This window comes from Streptomyces sp. NRRL S-31, from assembly GCF_000718775.1.
Lineage (GTDB): Bacteria > Actinomycetota > Actinomycetes > Streptomycetales > Streptomycetaceae > Streptomyces.
On the sequence record NZ_JOCB01000061.1, the window covers coordinates 13,038 to 31,573 of the forward strand.

Sequence of the window (18,536 nt, forward strand, 5' to 3'; positions counted from 1 at the left end):
GCGCCCCGTCAGAGCCCCTGCCGCAGATACTGCGCCCCGCAGGCGCGGCAGAAGGGATCGGCCTCGGCGGTACCCCACACGTCGGGAGGCCGGGCCTCGGCGGCGGGGTCCAGCTCACGGCCGCACATCGCCCGGGTCTCGCCCGCTCTCACCATGTGCCAGGCTTCCACCTGGGCACCGTCCGCCCGCGGTGCGGCACCCGGCGCGTACTCCGCGCGCACTTCGTATTCCACGGCTGTCCTCCGTTCGCGCGCCCGGTGCCACCGGCCAGACTCGCCGCCGTCAGCCCGGCCCAGGCCCCGGCGCTGACGACCGCTCCGGCACGGCGGAACCAGCCGGGCAGCGCGGCGCCGAAGAAGAGGGCGTCACCGACGTCCGAGGCGATCCGTACGGCGCCCGCCGTGGCCAGCGCCGGGCCCTCGGGCGCGAGGACCATCGCCAGACCGGTGGCCGCGTCCCGCCACGCCAGCGGGCGCAGCACCGTGACGGTGTGGACGCCGACGGCGCCGTGCGGGTCGACCAGTCCCGTGGGGCGGGCCAGCAGTGCCGGCCGGTACGCGGTCGCCACCCCGTAGACGAACGTCACCGCCCCGATGATCCGCAGCAGTCCCGTGCGCATCGTCGCCACCTCCGGAATCCGGGGTCGTCACACACCGTGCCGTCGAGCGGGCCGCGCCGGGTCGCGAGCAGCCGCCACAGGGCCCACCAGGTCACGGCCGCTGGTCGCAGGAGGCCACGATCCCGTAGGTGGTCACTCCGTACAGCAGGTGCGGTACCACGTCCGAGGCCCAGTCCTTCGCCGACCAGCTCGTGGGGTCGCTCACCCCCAGCCGTGCCATCGGCAGGTCGGTCGCGGCCATCGCCAGGACGCCGGTGACCACCCCGCCCAGCCACCACGGCATCCGGATGCCCGTGCCGCGCGCCAGCGAGACGGCCACGCCGATACCGCAGCCGACGGCGATGCCCGACAGCGCGCCCAGCCCCGAGAGCCGGTTGTCGTGCTCGTCACCCGCCCCGGGAACCGGATGCCCGGTGTCCTTCGCGATCCTGTCCACGGTCTCGGCCGGGGTCTGGCTGGACGGTCGGCCCCGCAGCGCCATGTCGGCGTAGGTCACGGCGTTCAGTACGGTGGTGCCGGCGGCACCCGCCACACCGCCGCGCACAATGCTTCGCATCATGCCGGGCCGAGTTCCCCCGCGGCCGGATGCGAACCGGGCCCCGAACTCCTCGCTCCCCGGCCCGGAGCGCCGTCAGCTCGGTGGTGCGGGCCGCACACCGCTCCAGCGGAGTGTGACGTCGAGGTGGGCGCTGGTGTTGGCGCTCGCCAGGACCGCGCCGAGCCTGGCGTCCAGGACGACACCGAAGGTGACCTCCACCTCGTCGGGCCGTTCGGCGACGCTGCGGAACTGGTCGATCATCTCGGCGGCGGCCGCGGTGATCGGCGCCAGCGCCGCGCGCAGGCTCTCTCCCGCGCTCTCCAGACGGGTCCCCAGGCCCACGGCTCCGGTTCCGGTGCGGGCGGGCGGGGCTACGAGGACGACGGTCCCGTCGTCGAGGGAGAACTGGATGGCGTCCGCCATGAAGGCTCCTGGAAGGACTGGAAGGACTGGAGGGACGGGAGGGAGGGACTGGAGGGACTGGCGAGAGCCGGAGGCATCACGGAGGGTTCGGGATGCTACAGAGCGGTCTGGGCGTCGGCGGGGACTGCGGGGAGGAGTACCCCAGTTCCTTCTGGACCTTGTCGAGCGCTGCCAGCAGGGGGGTCAGCTTCCTGCCGTTCGCGTAGTCCAGGACCGCCCGGTAGAAGGCGGCGGACACATCGGGCTCCATCGCGTCGGCGGCGCTGAAGCAGAGCGTGTAACGGGAGGAGCGGAGTATCTCCGCTATCCGGCCCTGGACGGCGTTGTCGTACTGCGTGACCCCCTTGTGGGCGGAGAGGGCGAAGCCGGGTTCGTTCACCCACGTCCGCTGGGCCTTCGTGCCCGCCAGGTACCTCAGGAACTCGTCGGCGGCCTTGTTCCGGGTGAACTTCCCGACGAAGTCCGCCGAGGCCTCCAGGGCGTCACGGGAGGACGGTACGTAGGTGTACCGGCTGTCCCGCACCTGGGCCGACGCGAACGGCATCGCCGACAGGGCACCGTGGCCCAGGGAGCACCCCTTCCCGGCCATGCCCCGGGCGGCGTCGCGGAAGTTGCGCGTCGAGGCGTCTTCGAGGGCGCCCGCCACCGTCCGCCCCCACATGGTCCAGGCGTCCTTCACGGGTCGCTCGTTCCACCCGGCGCGCCCTGACGCCCAAGCGGTGTACGCGTCGATGCCCGCGTCGGAGAGCAGGATGTCGGCGATCCAGTCGGCGCCCGGCCAGCCGGAGGTCGGTCCCGACTCCAGCCCCAGGCACCAGCCGGACCGGGACCGCAGGGCGGCCCGGTTCTCCCCGGGCCGTGCGGTGTGCCTGGCGTCGTACCAGAGGAGGCTCTTGACGTCGGCCTTGACGGGAACCGCGTAGACGTCCCCGTCGTTCATGCCGAGCCCGCGGAAGGGCTGCACGTACGCGTCGGTGTCGATGTCGAGTTTCAGCAGCACCTTCTCCTGGCGGTACTTGGCGATCGCCCCCACCGTGGGCAGCACCGCCAGGTCGGGCTTCGCGTCCGCGGTGGACGCGGCGTCGAGCTGCTGGGTGAGGGCGCGGGTGACCTGCGGTTCGACGTCGATGCCGGGGTGCTCGCGCTCGAAGTCCTTGACGACCGCGTAGAACGCCTCGAACTCGGTGCCGGACCAGGGGACCATGATCGTCACCTTCTCCCTGCCCGGTTCGTCGCACGCGACCGGCGCCAGGAGCAGGGCGAGGACCAGGGCGCAGCGCACGAGTGGTGCCGTGAGTCTTCTCATGGGCGGGGGAACCTGTACTCGGCGAGCCGGGGACGGTAGGCGAGGTACGCGAGGACACCGGCGGCGGCCAGCACGGGCAGCACGATCGCCGAGTGGGGTGGTGCGGCCGTGCACATGGAGACGCCGACCGACGCGGTGGCCAGCAGGGCCACCACGAGCGCGGGGTGCGGGTACCGCCGGAAGCGGTGGACGACGATGTGGCCGGTCGCACAGACCAGCAGCAGCATGACCGCCACCGGTCCGGTGAACAGGGGCCAGAGGAGGCCGGGGTCGCGCCAGCCCGAGTGGCGCTGGTCCTCGTTCGCCCTCTTCTCCAGCGCCGACAGGTCCCGGAGCGACTGTCTGAGGCCGCCCGTGAAGGGGACGGGCTTCCCGCCGTCGTACTGCGGAGGGGTGTCCAGCGCGGCGCGCGCCCTCGCCAGACCCGGCGGACCGTCGAGGACCGCCGTGTCGGCCAGCTGCACACACGTGGCCAGCTGGCCCTGGACGAACTGGATGTGGCTCAGGCCCTGTTCACCGGCCGCGTTGCCCTCGGTCGCCGAGGTGAGGTGGGAGCTGACGCGGGCGGTGGCGTTGGCGAAGCCGCCGCTGGTGCCGATCAGTTCGATGGCGCCGGTCCGGGACACCGCCTTGAGCGCGGCCTCGGCCTCCTCGGCCTGCTCGGACGCCTTGTCGATGTGCCGGATGGCGGCCAGGGTGCGGTCGGCGGCGGCGATCTGCCGCAACGCGCCGTTCGCCACCACCAGATACAGCACCGTCGTCACCGCCACCATGCCCAGCACGCCCGCCCTCAGCCACCGCAAGCCCACGACCGGGTGCGGCGCCCGCGGCCGTCCGCCGGTCACAGCGCGTCCACCGGTCCGCCGGCCGGGCCCGCGTCGTCGAGGCGGTGTCCGCACGCCTCGCAGAACGCGGCCTCGGACGACGCCGACGCCGTACCGCACAGCGGGCAGGCGCGCGGCGGACCGGGGTCGGGGAGCGGCGGGTCGTGCGGGTCGGCCCGCCGGCTCACGGTCTTGGTCGAGTCGACGCCGATGCCCAGCATCTGCCCCCGGGTGACGTCCCGCCGCAGCCGCAGCCGGCCGTCGGGGCCGTCGTCCGCCACCGCGCGCAGCAGCCGCAGGCGCGTGGTGTCCCGCAGGGATTCCGCCAGGCCGACGGCGAGGCGCAGTTCGCGGTCCGCGCCGTAGAGGTCTCCGCGGAACCAGGCGTCGGCGCAGGCCCGCATGGCCATCCCGAGTTCGCGTTCGTTCTCGACGCGGGTGAGGTCGGCGGAGCGGGCGATGCCGAAGCCGGGCGTCGAGCGGCGGCGCACGGTCATGGCCGCGGTCTCGGAGCAGGGCCGGCGGGTGCCGTCGGGGAACTCGGCGTGCAGCGTGACACGGGCGGCGCGCAGGACCTCGTCGACGGGCAGAGTGCCGGGGTCGAAGCGGAGGGAGACCTGGTACTGGCGGGTGTCCGGGGGCCATGAGCCCAAGGGGACGTGCGTCCAGCCGTCGAGCTGTTGGCGTGCCGTCAGCTCCGCCTCGGCCGGGCGGATCTGGCGTACGAACGCCAGCCGGAAGCGGCTGTTGGGACGCAGGGCCAGATAGACCCGGGGCACCACGATCCGCTGGGCGTCGCGCACCAGGCGGGTCAGGTCCTCCGTGAGGTGGGAGACGGTGACGACGGCCTCGGCGGTGCCGTGCAGCGCCTCGGCGATGCGCAGCAGGTCCGTGTAGCGCCACTCGTCGCCCAGGCCCCGCGCGTCGCAGGTGAACCGGTCGACGCACGACGTGAGGACGTCACCGAGCTGCTCCGGCGTTTCGTGTTCGTCCTTGCCGTCCGTGTAGAGGACCGCGTGGCACACCGTGCCGGGGGTGTCCACCGAGGCGAAGAGGGCACGGGCGCGGTCCAGCCACCGGCCGATCGCCGTGCCGCCCTCCGGGAGCTGGCCGATGACCCGGAGCTTGGCCTCCTCCCGGGTCCGGGCGTCGACGGGAGCCAGGCCGCCCGTCGCCGGGAAGATCACCTCGGCCCTGTGGTTGCCCGCGACGATCGCCAGGAGGGTGCCGTCCCGCAGGGTGTCGACGGCCGCGCACAGCGCGTGTTTCGCCTCGTCCAGCTTGCGTCCGCTCATGGACAGCGAGCGGTCCATGACGAGGATCTCGGCACTCGGCACCCGCGGAACCGAACCGGCGGCCCACTCCGCCGTGACGGTGATCAGGGCGTCCGCACGGGCCTCGTCGTAGGGCAGGTCCGGGGGCGAGTCCAGTTCCAGGGCGAAGCTGAGTCCCAAGGGTGACCTGTCCCCCACCGGCACCACCCGATCGTGTCGCTGCGTGATCCGCTACCCAGCGTGCTCACGTCCTCGACGGAACGTGCTACGAGTCTAGCCCCGCGGATGCCGCTCCGGAACGGGAATGACCCGGTCCGCCACGTTTTCGTGTCCACCGCCAACTCAGCGGCGGGCGCAGCCGGTTCGCCAGGTCCACCAACGCCACGTAAGCACGCTCGGTGGACGCGTGCGGGCCCAGGGCACGGATCGCGTCGGACAGTTCCAGCCGTTCACGGGTGCGCAGGAACTCCGCGTACTGGATCTCGGCACGCAGCGCGGCGGCCGCCGCCTCGCTCAGGTCGAGGCCGGGCAGGGCCGCCCTGGCCCGGGCCACGTCGTCCTCGGTCGGCGCCGGGTGCGGAGTGGGCAGGACCATGACACGCAGGCGTACCGCCGCCACCCGAGCCTCGCGTTCGTAGCGGAACTCCCCGGCCAGCCGCTCGGCGACCGCCACCGCCCGCGCGCGCTCGCCGTCCCTCAGCAGCACGCGGGCCAGGCCGAAACCGGCCGCGCCGAGGGCGGGGGTGGTGTCGAAGACCGTGCCGTAGTGCGACCGCGCGACGACGAGGTCACCGCACAGCTCGGCGCAGAGACCGAGGGTGAGAGGCGGGATCAGCTCACCGGGAAGTGCCCTGCGCACCCGGGTGAGCACGGTGGCGGCCCGCTCCGGGTGCCCGTCCGCCAGCTCGATCAGACCGCGGTACCAGTCGGCCAGCCAGTGCCGGCCGGGCAGGTCGGCCGCCTCCAGCCGACGCGCCGCCGCCGTGGCGTCCTTCCTGCGCAGGGCGAGCCGGCTCTCGGCCAGCGCATGGCCGGCCGCGGCCCCGACGCGGGAGTCGTCCGGATCGGACAGCGGAGCGGGCAGGGCGGCCGCGACGTCACCGGGCTCCGGTGCGGAGAACGGCGGGGGCATCCTCAAGCGACCTTCCTCGTCGGACCGCGCCTCCACCCAGTGGGCGAGGGGGCGGGCCGTGCCCAGGCCGCCGTGCAGCGGGTCCGGCGCCGGGCCGAACAGAGCGGAGGGCCGCGCCACCTGACGGCCCGTCGGGGGCGCCGCCACGACCTGCCGGATGACACCGCTGAGCTGCTCCGCGAACTGCCGTGCCGACCTGAACCTGCGCCCCTGCTCGGGGTGGGTGGCACGGGCCAGCAGCAGATGGAGGGAGTCGACGCCCGGTGCGGAGCGGTCCGTCCAGCGGGAGCCGCAGATCCTGCGCAGGGTCTCGCCCAGTCCGTAGAGGTCGAAGCCGGGGCCGGGGCGCTGGTGGTCGGGATCGGTCTCCGGCGGCGCGAACTCCCTCGTGTACTCCGCGACCGGCCCGGTGTCCTTCCGGCTGCGCACCGCCCCGAAGTCGATGAGCCGCACCCGGTCCAGCCCGCCCGCCGGGCTCTCCTCCCGGAAGCGGATGATGTTCTTCGGCTTGACGTCGCAGTGCAGCAGACCCCGGTCGTGCAGGTAGTCGAGCGCCTGGAGCAGGCGGATGCCGTGCGCGAGCAGGGTCTCCAGGCGGTCGCCGTCGCGGGCCTCGAGCGGCACGCCCGGGACGTACTCCAGGACGAGGTGCGGACCCTCCTCCTCGTAGCCCAGGATGCGGACGATGCCGTCGTGCCGGAGCCCGACCAGGACGTCCCGTTCGTGCCGGGCGGTTCTGGCGACCGACCTGCGCAGGGCCTTGAGGACGACGTGGGTCGCGAGGTTGCGGTCGTGGGCGAGGTAGGCGGTGCCGGACGACCCCGAACCGAGGCCGCGGGTGACGACGTAGCGCCCGGCGATGGTCAGTCCGCCCGGCCGGGCGAAGTCGAAGCGGGTGCCGCAGCGCGGGCAGAAACCCTCGATCCGGCCCGGCTCACCGTGGTGGCCGCGGCCGACCGGCCGCCCGCAGGAGGGGTTCGGGCAGACCCGGTGCGCCTCGGCGACCGGTTCCGACGGCTCCGGTGGTTCCGGCGGTTCGTCCGGTGCCTCGGCGGTCCGCACGGAGTCGACCAGACCGAGGCCGTACCAGGGGTCCGGGAGCACCTGCGCCACACCGACGCCCGCCCCGCCCGCCGCCGGCGGTTCTGGGGCGCGGTCCGCCGGCCCGGCGCCGTCGCGCGGCAGCGGCCGGCGGTCGCACACGTCGCAGAAGCCCTGTTCGTCGATCACACCGCGCCCGCAGCCGGGGCGGTTGCACCTCGTACGGCTCATCCGTCGTGTCCCCTCTCCTCGAACCGTCGGCCGACCTCGTCGATGTAGTGCCTGACCAGCTTGCCGGCGGCTCGGAGGTCGATCGGCTCGGTCTGGAGCGCGCGGGCGGCGGGGGCGTGCCGCTCGGCGAGCCGCCGGTCCTCGTCGCCGAAGTACCGCGCCGCCCGGACGCGGTGCAGTTCCAGCAAGGCGCCGAGGTCCCGGTAGGTCGTGATCATCCGGCGCAGGTCGTGCTCGTACCGGGCCAGGGCGGCGCGGGCGTCACCGGCCTGGTCGTGGATCGCGGTCAGCTCGGGGTCGGGCTCCGTCGCCCGGGCCACGGCCAGCCGGACCCGCAGCCGGGGGGTGGCCAGGAGCGGCAGCCGGGGGGCGCCGAAGAACCGGGCGCCCCACTCCCGCTGCAACGCGAACGCGGCGCGCTCCCGCGCGGCGAGCTGGTCGAGGAGCGTCCCCACCTCGTCGGCGTCCACGTCCCGGGCGGCGCCGCCCGGGAGTGGTTCGGGGTCGAGGAGGACGTCGTAGGCCAGGCCGGCCGGTGGCGTGCCCTCGAAGCCGAGGACCAGGCGGATCCCGCGCGACCGGGCCCGCGCGGCCAGTTGCCCCAGCGGCTCCCGCAGGAGGTCCGCGGGGTCCCGGGCCCGGTCGACGCCGCCCACCACCAGGCAGGCGGGCGGCCTCCGGTGCAGCAGTTGCCGCCGCACCTCGGCGGCCGTACCGCCGGGCAGCCCGAACCGGCCCGCGAGGTAGTCGCTGAGGTCGCGGGCCGACTTGCCGCGCGCGTCGTAGGCCGCGTCGATGCTGCCGAGCCGGAGCACCGTGTCCCCGGGGGCGCCGGTCAGCTCGGCGTCCGTGACGCCGGCCCGGGCCGCCGGGTCGGCCGTCCGCACCAGCCGGACGAGCCAGGAGTCGCCCACGGCCGCCGTGCCGCCGGTGCCGACGGCGACGGTGCCGCACCAGTCGCTGTCGAGCAGCCGGGTCAGCTCCTGGGTCAGCGCGAGCCGCAGCGGGTCACCCAGCACATCCCCGGGCAACTCGCCCCGGGAAGCGCCCAGTTCATCGCTGCGGTCACCGCCGGTGAACTCCTCGATCCGGGGCAGGTACGTCAGGATCGTCTCGGTCGGCAGCATCCAGGCCGCCCTCGCGCTCTCGTTGACGTAGTCGGCCACCACGATGCCGATGACCCGGCCCTCGAACTCGCCGTCCCCGGCCACGGCCCCGGCGCCCGAGTATCCCGGCTCGATCCACGGGCCGCCCTGGTCCACCCGGTTCAGCAGGATCCACTCGCCCTGCCGGTGACCGGAGCCCGCCAGCCGCGCCTCCACCCCCATGCCGAACGGCGCGTCCTGCGGGAAGCCGTACATCCGGACCGTGCCGCCGGAGACGGGCGCCTTCCACAACGTGGTCCGGGTGCCGCAGTCGACCGGTTCGTCGAGGACGAGCAGCGCCACGTCGCCGCGCTGCGTGTCCCGGTCGTGCACCCAGGTGCCCGGGACCACGCGTGCGGTACGGACCCACTCCGGACGGCACGCCACACTGCTGATCCGCACGGGGGAGCCGGCGTCCCCGGGTGCCCCTCCGGCGTACCGGACCACATGCGCGCAGGTGAGCACGTGCCGGTCGTCGAGCAGCACTCCGGCACCCTGGGGCGTGCCCTCCCCGTCGTCCACCCGTACACGCCACGGTCGGTCACTGTGCTGATGCAGCGCCATCCGCCCAAGGTAAGGCAACCGGCGCCGCACGGACCCGGGTCGACGTCAGGCGGTCGTCTCCCGCCGTCACCTCCGAACGTCCAGCCCGGCCGGCGCCGCCGCGCCGCGCACGCTCACCCGCACGTACCGGACCGCGCTGCCGTCCGCCCGGTGCCGGCCCCGGCCGTCCGCCGAGACCTCGACGGCCGCGGGGGCGGGAGCGGGACGGAGGCCAGGAGCGGGGCGATGACGCGGGGGCTCTTCACGGGGTGACGATGCGGCGGGAAGGAGGACGACGGGCGGAGCCGGGGGTTTCGTTCGAATCGGGTCGGATCAGGCGGGGGCGTCCGGTGGCCGGAACAGCGTGCGCAGTGCCAGGCCGGCCACCTGGCGCAGCTGGTCCCGGCTGTGACCGCTCGCGGCCTGTACGGCGATGCCATCGAGGACGGTGTGCACCAGCTGGGCGAGGACGGCCGGATCGGCGTCCGCCGGCAGGTCGGCCGCCCGCTCGAAACGCCGGCGGAGCGCGGCCTCGCCGGCCATCCGCCGTGCGATCACCTCCTGGCGGATCGGCTCGGAGTCCGGACCGCAGGCATGGACGCTGTTCACGCTCAGGCACCCGTGGGGCGTGTGCGGCCCGGTGGTCAGCTCGACGGCCCCGAGGACCAGTCGCTCCACGACCTCCCGCGCGGTGGGTGCCGCCAGTGCCTCGGCGGCGAAGGCCCCCGGGCTGGTGAAGTACCGGTCGAGCACCGCGCGGAACAGCTGCTCCTTGTTGCCGAAAGCCGCGTACAGACTGGGCCTGTTGATGTCCATGGCCGCGGTCAGGTCCGACAGGGACGTCCCTTCGTAACCCTGCCGCCAGAACACCTCGAGCGCCCGGTCGAGCGCGATCCGCGGGTCGAAGGCGCGCGGGCGACCACCTGCCATGGCTGCCTCCTGGGGTTTTTTACCTATCGGTACGTTACCCCTTGAACTCCCGCTCCCGCCCCTCTAGTTTTTTACCGTTCGGTATGGAACTGGCTGGGGGACACATGATCAAAGTCGGGGTCGTCGGCGCCAGTGGCTGGGCCGGCGTGTCACATCTGCCCGCACTCGCCGGACTCGACGGGTTCGCGGTGACCGCGGTCGCGACGACCAACCAGGCCAGCGCCGACAAGGCGGCGGCGGCACACGGCGTACCGTTGGCCTTCACCGACGCCCGCACGCTCGCCGCCCACCCCGAGGTCGACCTGGTCGTGGTGTCGGTCAAGGCGGCCGAGCACGCCAAGGTGATCAGGGCCGCGCTGGAGGCGGGCAGACACGTGCTCTCCGAGTGGCCGCTGGGCGTGGACGCCGCCGAAGCGGACGACCTCGCCCGGGCGGCCGGCGCCGCCGGCGTCGTGCACGCCGTGAACCTGCAGGGACACCAGTCCCCGGACGCCCGGTACGTCGCGGAGCTGATCGCCGACGGAGCCGTCGGCCGGCTCGAATCGGTCGCACTGGTCGCCGCGGGCGACCCGCTGGGCGGCCCCCGCATCGCGCCGGAACTGGCGTGGTCCACCGACCCGTCCCGCGGCACCACGCTCCTGACCGTCATGGCCGGCCACTTCCTGGCCACCCTGGACCGGATGGCGGGCCGCCTGACCGAGGTCTCCGCGCGACTGCCAAGCCCCTACGACCACGTCGAAGTCACCGGAACCGGCCGTACGGTGCCCAACGGAGCGCCCGCGCAGGTGCTGCTCCACGGCATCCTGGAGAACGGCGCCACCGCGTCCGTCGCCGTGCACGGGGGCAGCGGCAGCCCGGACGGATTCCTCGTCAAGTTCGTCGGCTCCGAGGGCACCCTGACGGTGACTCCCACCCAGCCGGGCATGTACATGCACTGGACCGACTGGGACATCCGGGTCGACGGCGAGCGGGTGGCGGTGCCGGACGCCTACCGGACCGCTCCCTTCGACCCCGCCGCCGGACCGGTCGCCAACGTCGCGGCCGTCTACCAGGAGATCGCCCGGTCGATAGCCGAAGGCCGCCCGCCCCACCCCGACTTCCACACCGCCGCGGCCCAGCACCGGGTACTCGCGGCCATCGAACGCGCCGCGCGGAGCGGCGCGGTGGAGCGGGTCGGCTGACGCGTCCGGCCGCCGGCGCCGGCCGCGTCCGGCGCCGACACCCGGCTGTGCCACCGCGCCGCGCCGCCGGCGAACGGACAACACGCGACCAGCCAGTGCCGCAGCCGCACGAGGAACTCCCGGACTCCGGGCCCTTGAGGGGGCTGTGTGGTGATCCTCCGTCATGGGGAGACACATGCGGGGACTGGCCCTGACCTTGGCCGCTGCGAGCGGCTGCACCAGCACGTCGAGCAACGAAGCGAAGTCGGCCGCCAGGCCGAGAAAACCGTGAGCGTGGCCAAGGCCACGAAGGACTGCAAGGACGTCATCGACGACTACGACACCACCGGTTGCGAGTCCCAGGACCGCGGTACCTGCTGGGACCAGATGCAGAAGGTCATCGAGCCCGCCCGGACACTGCGGAAGGCGATGAACGCCGACAAGGGCGTCGGCCCGGAATTCTGGAGCGGGGCATACGTCCAGATGGACAAGATGGAGAAGGGCGTAGCGGTCGGCGAGGACAAAGGTGCGACCGCCTTCTCGAAAAAGAAGCAGCGGCCCCGATCGCCGCCGCGGTGTACGTCCACTGCCCGGACCAGAAGGGCAAGCTGCCGGTCGGGTGACGTCGGCCCCGTACTGCCCTTGCTCATGGCTTCCCAATCGGCGGAGGTCACGACCAAGGATTCCGTAGACGATACAGTTGCGCAGTGGAATCACGCGGAATGGCCGGACCAGGCCGAGAATTCATAGTTTCCGCCGCGGCTGCCTGAGCCCCGGTGCTCCTGTTGGTGTGGTCAGGAAACGGGCCACCACTCTCGTTCGAGGATTCCGTGCACGACGGAATCTCGCCACTTTCCCGCCTTCATGACGTGCTCACGAATCAGCCCCTCCTCCACCATGCCGACAGCCGTCATGGTCCTGGCAGAGCCAACGTTGAGTGGCGACCGTGCACCCCAGATGCGGTGAAGTCTCAGATCGTCAAAGCCGACGCTGAGGAGAAGCCGCACCATTTCTACGCCGTAGCCCACGCCCCATACATCGGGGCGCAGCGCGAAGCCTATGGTGGCTCCGCGCTGCTGATGAGGGTCGAGGGCCAGGCGACCGAACCCGATCAACTCGGTTCTATCCCGCTCTGTGACAGCGAGCGCGTACTCTGTGCGGGGCAGTTCAGCGGCTGCTGAGATGGACCGCGTCACCATCCGCTGCACCTCCTCGCGGCTCCGTGGTTCGAAGCTCAGGTGCTCCGTTGCCTTGGGGCTTCCGTAGATGGCAAACACGCCGTCCACGTCGTCGGGGCCGAGTTCCCGCAGAGCCAGGCGCGCGCTTGAACGGTTGATCGGGTGCATGCCGCGGACTCTACCCGCGGGGCAGAGCCGGCCGAGCGCGCGGGAACGCCTCGATCTCCGCGCCCAGGTCCCTCGCGGCGACAGCCGTTCGCGCCGGGCTGCTCATCAGGGCGTGCCGGACCCTCATCGCAGACACGATGATGCCGTTGTTGCGGTGTGAGGCGGGAAGGTCCAGCACCGGGCGGATGGCTTCCGCGGCGCCCTCCACGTCTCCGTGGAAGAGGCGGATGAGCGAGAGGTCGCACTGAGATCCCGCAAGGTCGCCGAAGGCCCAGTTCGGCGCGTCGGGGTCGCTGAAGCCCCTTACGGCCTGCTCCGCCTGCGCAACGAGCTGGGCATCCCCGTGGCGCAGGAGTGCCTCAGCCTCGACGGCGTAGTAGAGCTGCTTCTCCGGGGCGTAGGTGAACAGCCCACCCAACTGGTCGAGGTCGTCATGGACGACGCGCTCTCGGCGATCGGCTGCCTCCTGGTTGGCTGCACGCACGGTCTCCTCGTCGCCGAGCACCGCGGCTGCGCGCGCTTTGAGACCGAGCAGCCACAGGCCGACGGTCCCGCGCAGATCCACCGCCGTCTCGGCGCCCTTGTCGGCGTAGTGGTAAGCGTCCGCCGGCTTGTCCGCCCAGTAGGCGATCAGACTCTTCAGGCCGTCGGTGAGAGCGATGAGCCCGGGGTGCTCGGCGTCTCGGGCGCACGCTGCGGCGACCCGGGTCATGACCAAGGCCTGATGCGGCTCCTCCATGTCGTTGAAGCCCTTGGCCACCAGGAACGACAGCACCGCGGCCTTGACGTTCAGGTCGCGCAGCTGCGAGGGACGAACTCGGCCGCCCTCCAGCAGACGGAACGTCTGATTCTGGGTTTCCAGCAGGTCGGGCCATATGGCCGACAGGGATACGCGCGGGTATTCGGTGACGAGGCGCTGCACCTCGTCGTCAAGCAAGCCGAGCGTGTCTTCACCCACCCGCTCGCGATCGGCTCCCATGAGGAACTCTTTTGCGCGTTGCACTGCCATCGCGCCCGTCCTTTTCATCTCGCGTAGACCCACACCAGGGTCGGCATGGGGTGCGGCCGATGACATGTCAGCCATCGGCGCGCAGTGCGGCTCAGCGCCCTCGGGAACTTCCGTCCACAGCTCGTCGATGCTGTAGCCCAGCATCTTTTCGATGACCGGACGAAAGGCACGCTGTGGTCGGCGACCCTCGTAGAGCCATCCTTCGACTGTCTTTGAGGCCGGCTCTACATCCTTGTGACCGAGGTGCCGGGCAACATCTCTGTACTCAGGAAGGAAGTCCTCCGGACTTCGTATGCCGCGCGTTCTGAGGACGTATCGGAAGAACAACACGGCAGCCTCCCAAGCCATCTGCCTTGCACTTGAATGCTCCGACAGTAGAACGTCTACCCGCCATTCTGCCCCGGTTGAACGGTACTTGAGGCATCCGAGGTTAGTCCGGGGAAGATCCGAGGGAACCCCTCAACTTGCCCGTCAAACCCGAGGTCGGTCTGGGGGTAGATCCGTCTGCGCGTGGTTGCAACGCTCGTCTCAGACCTAGCTGAGAGTGCACGACTGAGCACACACACAGGAGTTCCCGTGAAACCGCCACCCACAACCTCGCGCCCCGAGAGCGGCGTCGCCTCCGGGTCAGCGGCGCTGGCGCAGTGGCTGCCCGGGACACCGGGACAGCGTCGTCAGGCCGCGCAGACCTGTCTGCTGCGATCGGCTGCCGACCCGGGGAAGGCAGCCGGGGAGTGGAGGAGCTGGGGCTTTGCGCTGTTGACTGCCGGCGTCACCTGGGACGCCGTCCGGGCCGACTACGACGTGCTCCACCCGGCCTTCGACCGCAGCACGGACCGCGACCGGCTGGCCGAGCGAGTAGACGAACTGGACCTGGTTGGGCCGGTGTTCTGCGACCCCTACCGGCCTTGTGCCTACTTCCTCGTGCCCCCGGGCACCGACGAGTGGTGGCCCGAGGCCAAGACCCTGACCGTGGAATGTCTGGGAGGCACCCGGACGTGCATCCGCTGGGTGGGTGTCCCGGTACTGGATCGCCTCGCACCGCCGAGCTACTTCTGGCTCGTGCCGCCGGACTGTGCCGCCCGCCAGTACGTGGACCCGAAGCATCTGCACAAGGTGCTGCGCGCCGCCCAGAGCAGCGAGCTGGTGCAGCAGATGGCCGAGGGGGTCCGATGACGGCCGCGATGGCGCGGTGGGACCGCGGAGTCGAGCGGTGGGCGCCGCCTCTGGCCGCCGCCGACCTGGCGCGCATCGTGGAGCGGATGCGGGGGTGGCAGCCTTTCGACGCAGACGCCCTTCTGGACGACACGGGCGATGCTCTGGACGCTGTCGTACCGGCCGACGGGGCAGCGCTCGCCTGGCGCCTGCTGGGGCATCTGGAGAGGCTGGAGACGATCGCGGTCGCCAACCGGGCGCGGGACGAGGATGTCGCCACGGCCGTGCTCCTCGCCCAGGCCGGCGTCCTTCGGTCCCAGGCGCTGGACGCCGACCGGGCGGGGTCGGTGGGCTGGCTACGCCGTATGGGCTGGACGGTCCTGCTGCTGCACGAGCAGCTCGTCGCCGCCGGATGCGTGCGGGAGGCAGCGTGACCGCGTCGTCCATGGTGCTGGAGCCCTGCCGCCTCGACGATCCCCCGGCGCACGGTGCTGTCCTCGTCAGCCGGATCGTGGAACTCCACGGAGACCAGAGCACCATCCAGAGTTCCATCCGGCTGGCCCGCCTCTTCATACGGACCACCGCGACCGCGCTGTGCTGGCCCGGTGATGTCCTGTGGGCCGTCGAGGTCGGCGCCCGCCTCGTGAGCAACGGGCTGCGGCACGGCATGCCGGCCTGGACTCCGAGGAGCGAGCGGCGGCTGGTGCTGTCCGTCGCGGTGACGGACACCGACGCACTCGTCATCGACGTGTCCGACATGAACCCGCTCTTCCCCGACTTCCCCGCCGCCGCACGCGGAGAGAAGGGCCGCGGTCTCCAGCAAGTCGCCCTTCTAGGAGCCCGGGTCGAGTGGTTCCTGCCCCACGTCGGCGTCGGCAAGACCGTCCGGGCCGTCATGCCCCTCCACCCGCACCACCTCTGACACCGCTCAGCCCACCCCCGACCGAGGAAGAGACTGCCGTGTGCACCGCCACCGAGCCGCGCCTGGCCCCCTACGTCACCTTGCGTGACCGCGAGAAGATTGCTGCGGGCACGCTCGCCATGGACCTCGCCGCCCCCGGCCGGCCCCGGCTCTACTACCGAGACGAGCACCCCGCCGACCGGGACAACCGCGCCGTGCTGTGGGTTCGCTACTCCCAGAGGCAGCGCGACCCGCACGGCACGCCCACCGGCCGGCCACGCCCGCACCTCCTGCATCCTCTGCGGCAGCGCGAGACGATGTTCGGCCTGAAGTGCGCGGTCTGCCTGGCCCCGGCCCGCACGCCGCTGGGATGGATCTTCCTGAAGGGTCCCGACGAGCTGTGGTCCCAGGACGACCTGGTGCTCACCGCGCATCCGCCCGTGTGCCCTGAGCACGTGCAGGAGGCGGCGCACGCCTTCCCGCACCTGAAAGGCCGCCCGCTGGTGTACCTCAGCGCAAGCGCGCCGTCGTACGGCGTCCACGGCACGGTGTGCGAGGTCGACCGTAGCCCCGAGCACGAACTGCGCTTCGAGGACACGACCCGACTCCTGCCATACGGCCACCCCCGCCTGCCCACGTTCCTGGCAGGACAGATGGTCCGGCAGTTGGCGGACTTCGAGGTCATCACCGTCAGGGACCTGATGAGCATCCTGCGCTCGGCCGCGGTGATCGCCGCCTGACTCCTGCTCGGTGGCCGTGTTCGAGGCCGCGCTACCGAGCAGGTCCCACTCCCGGCGCGGGGCAAGCCCGATCCGAAATTCCCCCCGGGTCGAGCCCCGCGTCGGGGCCCACACCCCCTGCCGCCCCGGCGCGGCAGGGGCATCAACTCCCGGTGCCAGCCCACCCCCTTCCGGGCTGGCACCGGGCCCCTCACCACGAAAGGCCACCGGATGAAAGCCTCCACCGCCGTCCTCGTCGTCGCGGCCGTCGGAGCCATCGGCATCTACCAGCGAGCCCGGCACGGGAAGCAGGCGCTGACGCTTCAGGCCGCCGTCCTGCACCAGGCGCTCTGCCGGGACGAGGCGGCCAACCCGGCGCTGTACGCCGACCACGAGCAGGGCGACAACCCGGAGGTCACCAAGGAGTCTCGGATGGCTCACGCCAACGCGTGGATCTCCCTGCTGAGCGTCCAATTCAGGGCCGGTCTGCTCGACCAGCCGGCGCTGCGGAGGCAGGCGCTCGCGCTGATGTGGCTCGACCCCGTCCGCGACTACTGGGCCGAGCACGGCGGCCACCGTGAGGACGTCGCCAACGACTTCGTCGACGAGACGTTCAACCAGGCGATGGAGGGCGCGTACCTCGTGCGCATCCACAAGGACTCCGCCCCGACGACGTCAGCCCTCGTCGGCTCCGAGTGACGGCTGCCCGCTCGGCGGGCCGGCAACCGCCCCACCGAGCGGGAGAGCGGGCGCCGGCCCGTTCACTGCCTGCCCCTCAGCACGCCTGCGCGAGTGCCGTAGGCACCCACCGATACCAGCGATAGGAAAATCGTCCACAAATGCAGTACATCGTCCACCAGGAAGCCGGTTCCGTTCACGCGGCGCTCGGGCAGCGCCTGGAACGGATCGTCGCCGAGACCGCTCCGCTGGTCACGGCCGTGACAGGTCTTCCGCTGCCGGAGCCCGTGGTCATCCGCACCATGAAGGTCCGCGACTGGAGGCGTGCGCACCGACGCAGCTCGAAGCAGCACCTGGTGGAGGAGGCCCTGCGCCTCGGCGTGACGTCACGGACCGAAGCCCAGGTGATCCGCCGTGCCAGGTCCATCAGGCGGCGACTCTTCTGGCCGGCGATGCTCGGCGAATCCGTGGCGTTCGAGGCAGGACATCCCGAGGTGATCATCCTGCCCGAGGCGCTTCAGCACGCGGGCCGGCTCGACGACGGCCCGGTCCTGCACAAGTTGCTCGGGCACGAGATGACGCACCTGGCCCAGTACGCGGCCAGCGGGGGCGCGATATGGGAGGCGCAGGACACGTACTTCCCGGACGTGCGGGGCACTGCGGACCGGGACTACGGCTACCTGGTCGAAGGCCACGCCTACTGGGCGGACCGGCAGATCACCGCCAGACTCTTCGGGGAGCCGGTGTCGACTGATGTACCCAGCCCGACCGCCTCCGCACGCTACCTCAAGCTGTTCAACAGCCCGCTGCGCACAAGGGTCGTGGAACGCCAGCGGCGGGCCACCGACAACGTGGCCGAGATCATCACCGGCTTCGGTCTCGACACGTTCAATCTGGTCTGGACCAGATCCGAGCTGGTACCGCGGACCTCCGACACCATCACACCCGAGGCGTGGAAACGACGCTTCGACCCCCGCGACGAACAGGAAACGTCCTCCCAGCAGCCCCGTGCGGAGAAGGCGTGAACACCCCCTCGAGCGCTGAACCTCTTTCCGGCATCATGAAGCGCGCCCTCGAGTACCTGGCCGAGGGACACGGTCGAGAGGCCACAGCCTGGAAGCTGGGTGTCTCCCGGCGGACGTTCTACCGCGAGGCAGACGAAGCTTGCCGACAACTGGGCGTGCGGGGCCTCAACTTCGCCGCGCTTCTGAACCGCGCGATCAGCAAGAAGCTGATCACCGTGGCGCCGCGGGACCATGTCACCCTCACCAAACTCCAGGACGAGATCCTGCACCTGATAGCCGCGGGGTACCACACCCCTGAGATCGCCAAGCTCTGCGGTATGTCCCCCAGCGGGGCTAAATATCACGTCACACGGATCGCTAGGGCCCTGAAGGCAACCAACCGGCTCCATGCGGTGGCGCTGGGCTGGCAGTGCGGCATCCTCAGCCGAGATGTCTCCGACGCGAGCCAGACCAACTCGCGCTCCACCATCGACGAACCGACACAACGAGCACGCGCCCTCCGCGAGACCGCGTAGGCGCGTCCCACAGTCCCCTGCC

21 protein-coding genes are annotated in these 18,536 nt (G+C 71.9%); 9 read left to right on the forward strand and 12 right to left on the reverse strand.

All coding sequences use genetic code 11. The features are described 5' to 3' along the window. Positions 1-8 precede the first annotated feature (8 nt). The 10 genes from IF37_RS0123245 to IF37_RS0123290 all read right to left on the reverse strand — a co-directional run bounded on the left by IF37_RS0123245 (position 9) and on the right by IF37_RS0123290 (position 10,006). Positions 9-155, reverse strand: coding sequence for a hypothetical protein (locus IF37_RS0123245; RefSeq protein WP_367647114.1), 147 nt, complete (start codon positions 153-155; stop codon positions 9-11). Further along, complete coding sequence (locus IF37_RS0123250) at positions 149-619, reverse strand: hypothetical protein (protein WP_063886404.1); 471 nt, start codon at positions 617-619, stop codon at positions 149-151. Before IF37_RS0123250 ends, IF37_RS0123245 begins: the two co-directional genes overlap by 7 nt. 91 nt (positions 620-710) lie before the next feature. After that, positions 711-1,178 (reverse strand): hypothetical protein, encoded by a 468-nt coding sequence (locus IF37_RS0123255; RefSeq protein WP_030745665.1) that lies wholly within the window; start codon positions 1,176-1,178, stop codon positions 711-713. A 72-nt stretch (positions 1,179-1,250) separates the two neighbouring features. Continuing rightward, positions 1,251-1,580, reverse strand: coding sequence for a CU044_2847 family protein (locus IF37_RS0123260; RefSeq protein ID WP_052845313.1), 330 nt, complete (start codon positions 1,578-1,580; stop codon positions 1,251-1,253). 76 nt (positions 1,581-1,656) lie between these two features. Further along, the gene (locus IF37_RS0123265) at positions 1,657-2,886 is read right to left on the reverse strand and encodes an ABC transporter substrate-binding protein (protein WP_079165838.1); all 1,230 of its coding nucleotides are present in this window, start codon (positions 2,884-2,886) and stop codon (positions 1,657-1,659) included. Beyond that, positions 2,883-3,689: a hypothetical protein gene (locus IF37_RS44535; RefSeq protein ID WP_158727371.1), complete on the reverse strand. Its 807-nt coding sequence runs from the start codon at positions 3,687-3,689 to the stop codon at positions 2,883-2,885. The genes IF37_RS0123265 and IF37_RS44535 overlap by 4 nt, the downstream gene beginning before the upstream one ends. A 38-nt stretch (positions 3,690-3,727) precedes the next feature. Continuing rightward, entirely contained in the window at positions 3,728-5,164 is a 1,437-nt protein-coding gene (locus IF37_RS0123275) for a VWA domain-containing protein (protein WP_030745676.1), read from the reverse strand. Between the two features lie 85 nt (positions 5,165-5,249). Further along, a complete protein-coding gene (locus IF37_RS0123280) occupies positions 5,250-7,388 on the reverse strand; it encodes a tetratricopeptide repeat protein (RefSeq protein ID WP_106981835.1) in 2,139 nt (712 codons plus the stop codon). Then, entirely contained in the window at positions 7,385-9,097 is a 1,713-nt protein-coding gene (locus IF37_RS0123285; protein WP_079165839.1) for a trypsin-like peptidase domain-containing protein, read from the reverse strand. The genes IF37_RS0123280 and IF37_RS0123285 overlap by 4 nt, the downstream gene beginning before the upstream one ends. Positions 9,098-9,409: 312 nt before the next feature. Next, positions 9,410-10,006 (reverse strand): TetR/AcrR family transcriptional regulator, encoded by a 597-nt coding sequence (locus IF37_RS0123290; protein ID WP_030745684.1) that lies wholly within the window; start codon positions 10,004-10,006, stop codon positions 9,410-9,412. Between the two features lie 104 nt (positions 10,007-10,110). On the opposite strand from IF37_RS0123290, the gene IF37_RS0123295 reads away from it, so the two are divergent. Further along, positions 10,111-11,187: a Gfo/Idh/MocA family protein gene (locus IF37_RS0123295; protein ID WP_030745687.1), complete on the forward strand. Its 1,077-nt coding sequence runs from the start codon at positions 10,111-10,113 to the stop codon at positions 11,185-11,187. A gap of 147 nt (positions 11,188-11,334) precedes the next feature. Continuing rightward, the gene (locus IF37_RS0123300) at positions 11,335-11,916 is read left to right on the forward strand and encodes a hypothetical protein (RefSeq protein ID WP_158727372.1); all 582 of its coding nucleotides are present in this window, start codon (positions 11,335-11,337) and stop codon (positions 11,914-11,916) included. 44 nt (positions 11,917-11,960) lie between these two features. Here IF37_RS0123300 and IF37_RS0123305 read toward each other — a convergent pair whose 3' ends face one another. Both IF37_RS0123305 and IF37_RS0123310 read right to left on the reverse strand, forming a co-directional pair. Continuing rightward, a complete protein-coding gene (locus tag IF37_RS0123305; RefSeq protein WP_030745694.1) occupies positions 11,961-12,512 on the reverse strand; it encodes a GNAT family N-acetyltransferase in 552 nt (183 codons plus the stop codon). Between the two features lie 10 nt (positions 12,513-12,522). Continuing rightward, positions 12,523-13,665, reverse strand: coding sequence for a hypothetical protein (locus tag IF37_RS0123310; RefSeq protein ID WP_253915823.1), 1,143 nt, complete (start codon positions 13,663-13,665; stop codon positions 12,523-12,525). Positions 13,666-14,097: 432 nt separating this feature from the next. Here IF37_RS0123310 and IF37_RS0123315 point away from each other — a divergent pair, with 432 nt between their 5' ends. The 7 genes from IF37_RS0123315 (at position 14,098) to IF37_RS0123345 (ending at position 18,514) form a co-directional block, all read left to right on the forward strand. Further along, a complete protein-coding gene (locus IF37_RS0123315) occupies positions 14,098-14,697 on the forward strand; it encodes a hypothetical protein (protein WP_158727373.1) in 600 nt (199 codons plus the stop codon). After that, positions 14,694-15,110 (forward strand): hypothetical protein, encoded by a 417-nt coding sequence (locus IF37_RS0123320; RefSeq protein ID WP_030745702.1) that lies wholly within the window; start codon positions 14,694-14,696, stop codon positions 15,108-15,110. Before IF37_RS0123315 ends, IF37_RS0123320 begins: the two co-directional genes overlap by 4 nt. Continuing rightward, a complete protein-coding gene (locus tag IF37_RS0123325) occupies positions 15,107-15,598 on the forward strand; it encodes a hypothetical protein (RefSeq protein WP_052845315.1) in 492 nt (163 codons plus the stop codon). Before IF37_RS0123320 ends, IF37_RS0123325 begins: the two co-directional genes overlap by 4 nt. A 38-nt stretch (positions 15,599-15,636) precedes the next feature. Beyond that, positions 15,637-16,317, forward strand: a complete 681-nt coding sequence (locus IF37_RS43755; protein ID WP_030745708.1) for a hypothetical protein — start codon at positions 15,637-15,639, stop codon at positions 16,315-16,317. A gap of 210 nt (positions 16,318-16,527) precedes the next feature. Then, positions 16,528-16,995, forward strand: coding sequence for a DUF6082 family protein (locus IF37_RS0123335; RefSeq protein ID WP_030745711.1), 468 nt, complete (start codon positions 16,528-16,530; stop codon positions 16,993-16,995). 140 nt (positions 16,996-17,135) lie between these two features. Continuing rightward, on the forward strand, positions 17,136-17,999 hold the full coding sequence (locus IF37_RS0123340; RefSeq protein ID WP_030745713.1) for a hypothetical protein: 864 nt from the start codon (positions 17,136-17,138) through the stop codon (positions 17,997-17,999). Continuing rightward, complete coding sequence (locus IF37_RS0123345; protein ID WP_030745716.1) at positions 17,996-18,514, forward strand: helix-turn-helix transcriptional regulator; 519 nt, start codon at positions 17,996-17,998, stop codon at positions 18,512-18,514. The genes IF37_RS0123340 and IF37_RS0123345 overlap by 4 nt, the downstream gene beginning before the upstream one ends. The last annotated feature ends 22 nt before the right edge of the window (positions 18,515-18,536 follow it).

What these genes read in the sequence shown, in the direction of transcription:
- IF37_RS0123245 (WP_367647114.1), bottom strand. Translation starts at nt 155, where the DNA reads ATGGTGAGAGCGGGCGAGACCCGGGCGATGTGCGGCCGTGAGCTGGAC.
- IF37_RS0123250 (WP_063886404.1), bottom strand. Translation starts at nt 619, where the DNA reads ATGCGCACGGGACTGCTGCGGATCATCGGGGCGGTGACGTTCGTCTAC.
- IF37_RS0123255 (WP_030745665.1), bottom strand. Translation starts at nt 1,178, where the DNA reads ATGATGCGAAGCATTGTGCGCGGCGGTGTGGCGGGTGCCGCCGGCACC.
- IF37_RS0123260 (WP_052845313.1), bottom strand. Translation starts at nt 1,580, where the DNA reads ATGGCGGACGCCATCCAGTTCTCCCTCGACGACGGGACCGTCGTCCTC.
- IF37_RS0123265 (WP_079165838.1), bottom strand. Translation starts at nt 2,886, where the DNA reads ATGAGAAGACTCACGGCACCACTCGTGCGCTGCGCCCTGGTCCTCGCC.
- IF37_RS0123280 (WP_106981835.1), bottom strand. Translation starts at nt 7,388, where the DNA reads ATGAGCCGTACGAGGTGCAACCGCCCCGGCTGCGGGCGCGGTGTGATC.
- IF37_RS0123285 (WP_079165839.1), bottom strand. Translation starts at nt 9,097, where the DNA reads ATGGCGCTGCATCAGCACAGTGACCGACCGTGGCGTGTACGGGTGGAC.
- IF37_RS0123290 (WP_030745684.1), bottom strand. Translation starts at nt 10,006, where the DNA reads ATGGCAGGTGGTCGCCCGCGCGCCTTCGACCCGCGGATCGCGCTCGAC.
- IF37_RS0123295 (WP_030745687.1), top strand. Translation starts at nt 10,111, where the DNA reads ATGATCAAAGTCGGGGTCGTCGGCGCCAGTGGCTGGGCCGGCGTGTCA.
- IF37_RS0123305 (WP_030745694.1), bottom strand. Translation starts at nt 12,512, where the DNA reads ATGCACCCGATCAACCGTTCAAGCGCGCGCCTGGCTCTGCGGGAACTC.
- IF37_RS0123310 (WP_253915823.1), bottom strand. Translation starts at nt 13,665, where the DNA reads ATGCTGGGCTACAGCATCGACGAGCTGTGGACGGAAGTTCCCGAGGGC.
- IF37_RS0123320 (WP_030745702.1), top strand. Translation starts at nt 14,694, where the DNA reads ATGACGGCCGCGATGGCGCGGTGGGACCGCGGAGTCGAGCGGTGGGCG.
- IF37_RS0123335 (WP_030745711.1), top strand. Translation starts at nt 16,528, where the DNA reads ATGAAAGCCTCCACCGCCGTCCTCGTCGTCGCGGCCGTCGGAGCCATC.
- IF37_RS0123340 (WP_030745713.1), top strand. Translation starts at nt 17,136, where the DNA reads ATGCAGTACATCGTCCACCAGGAAGCCGGTTCCGTTCACGCGGCGCTC.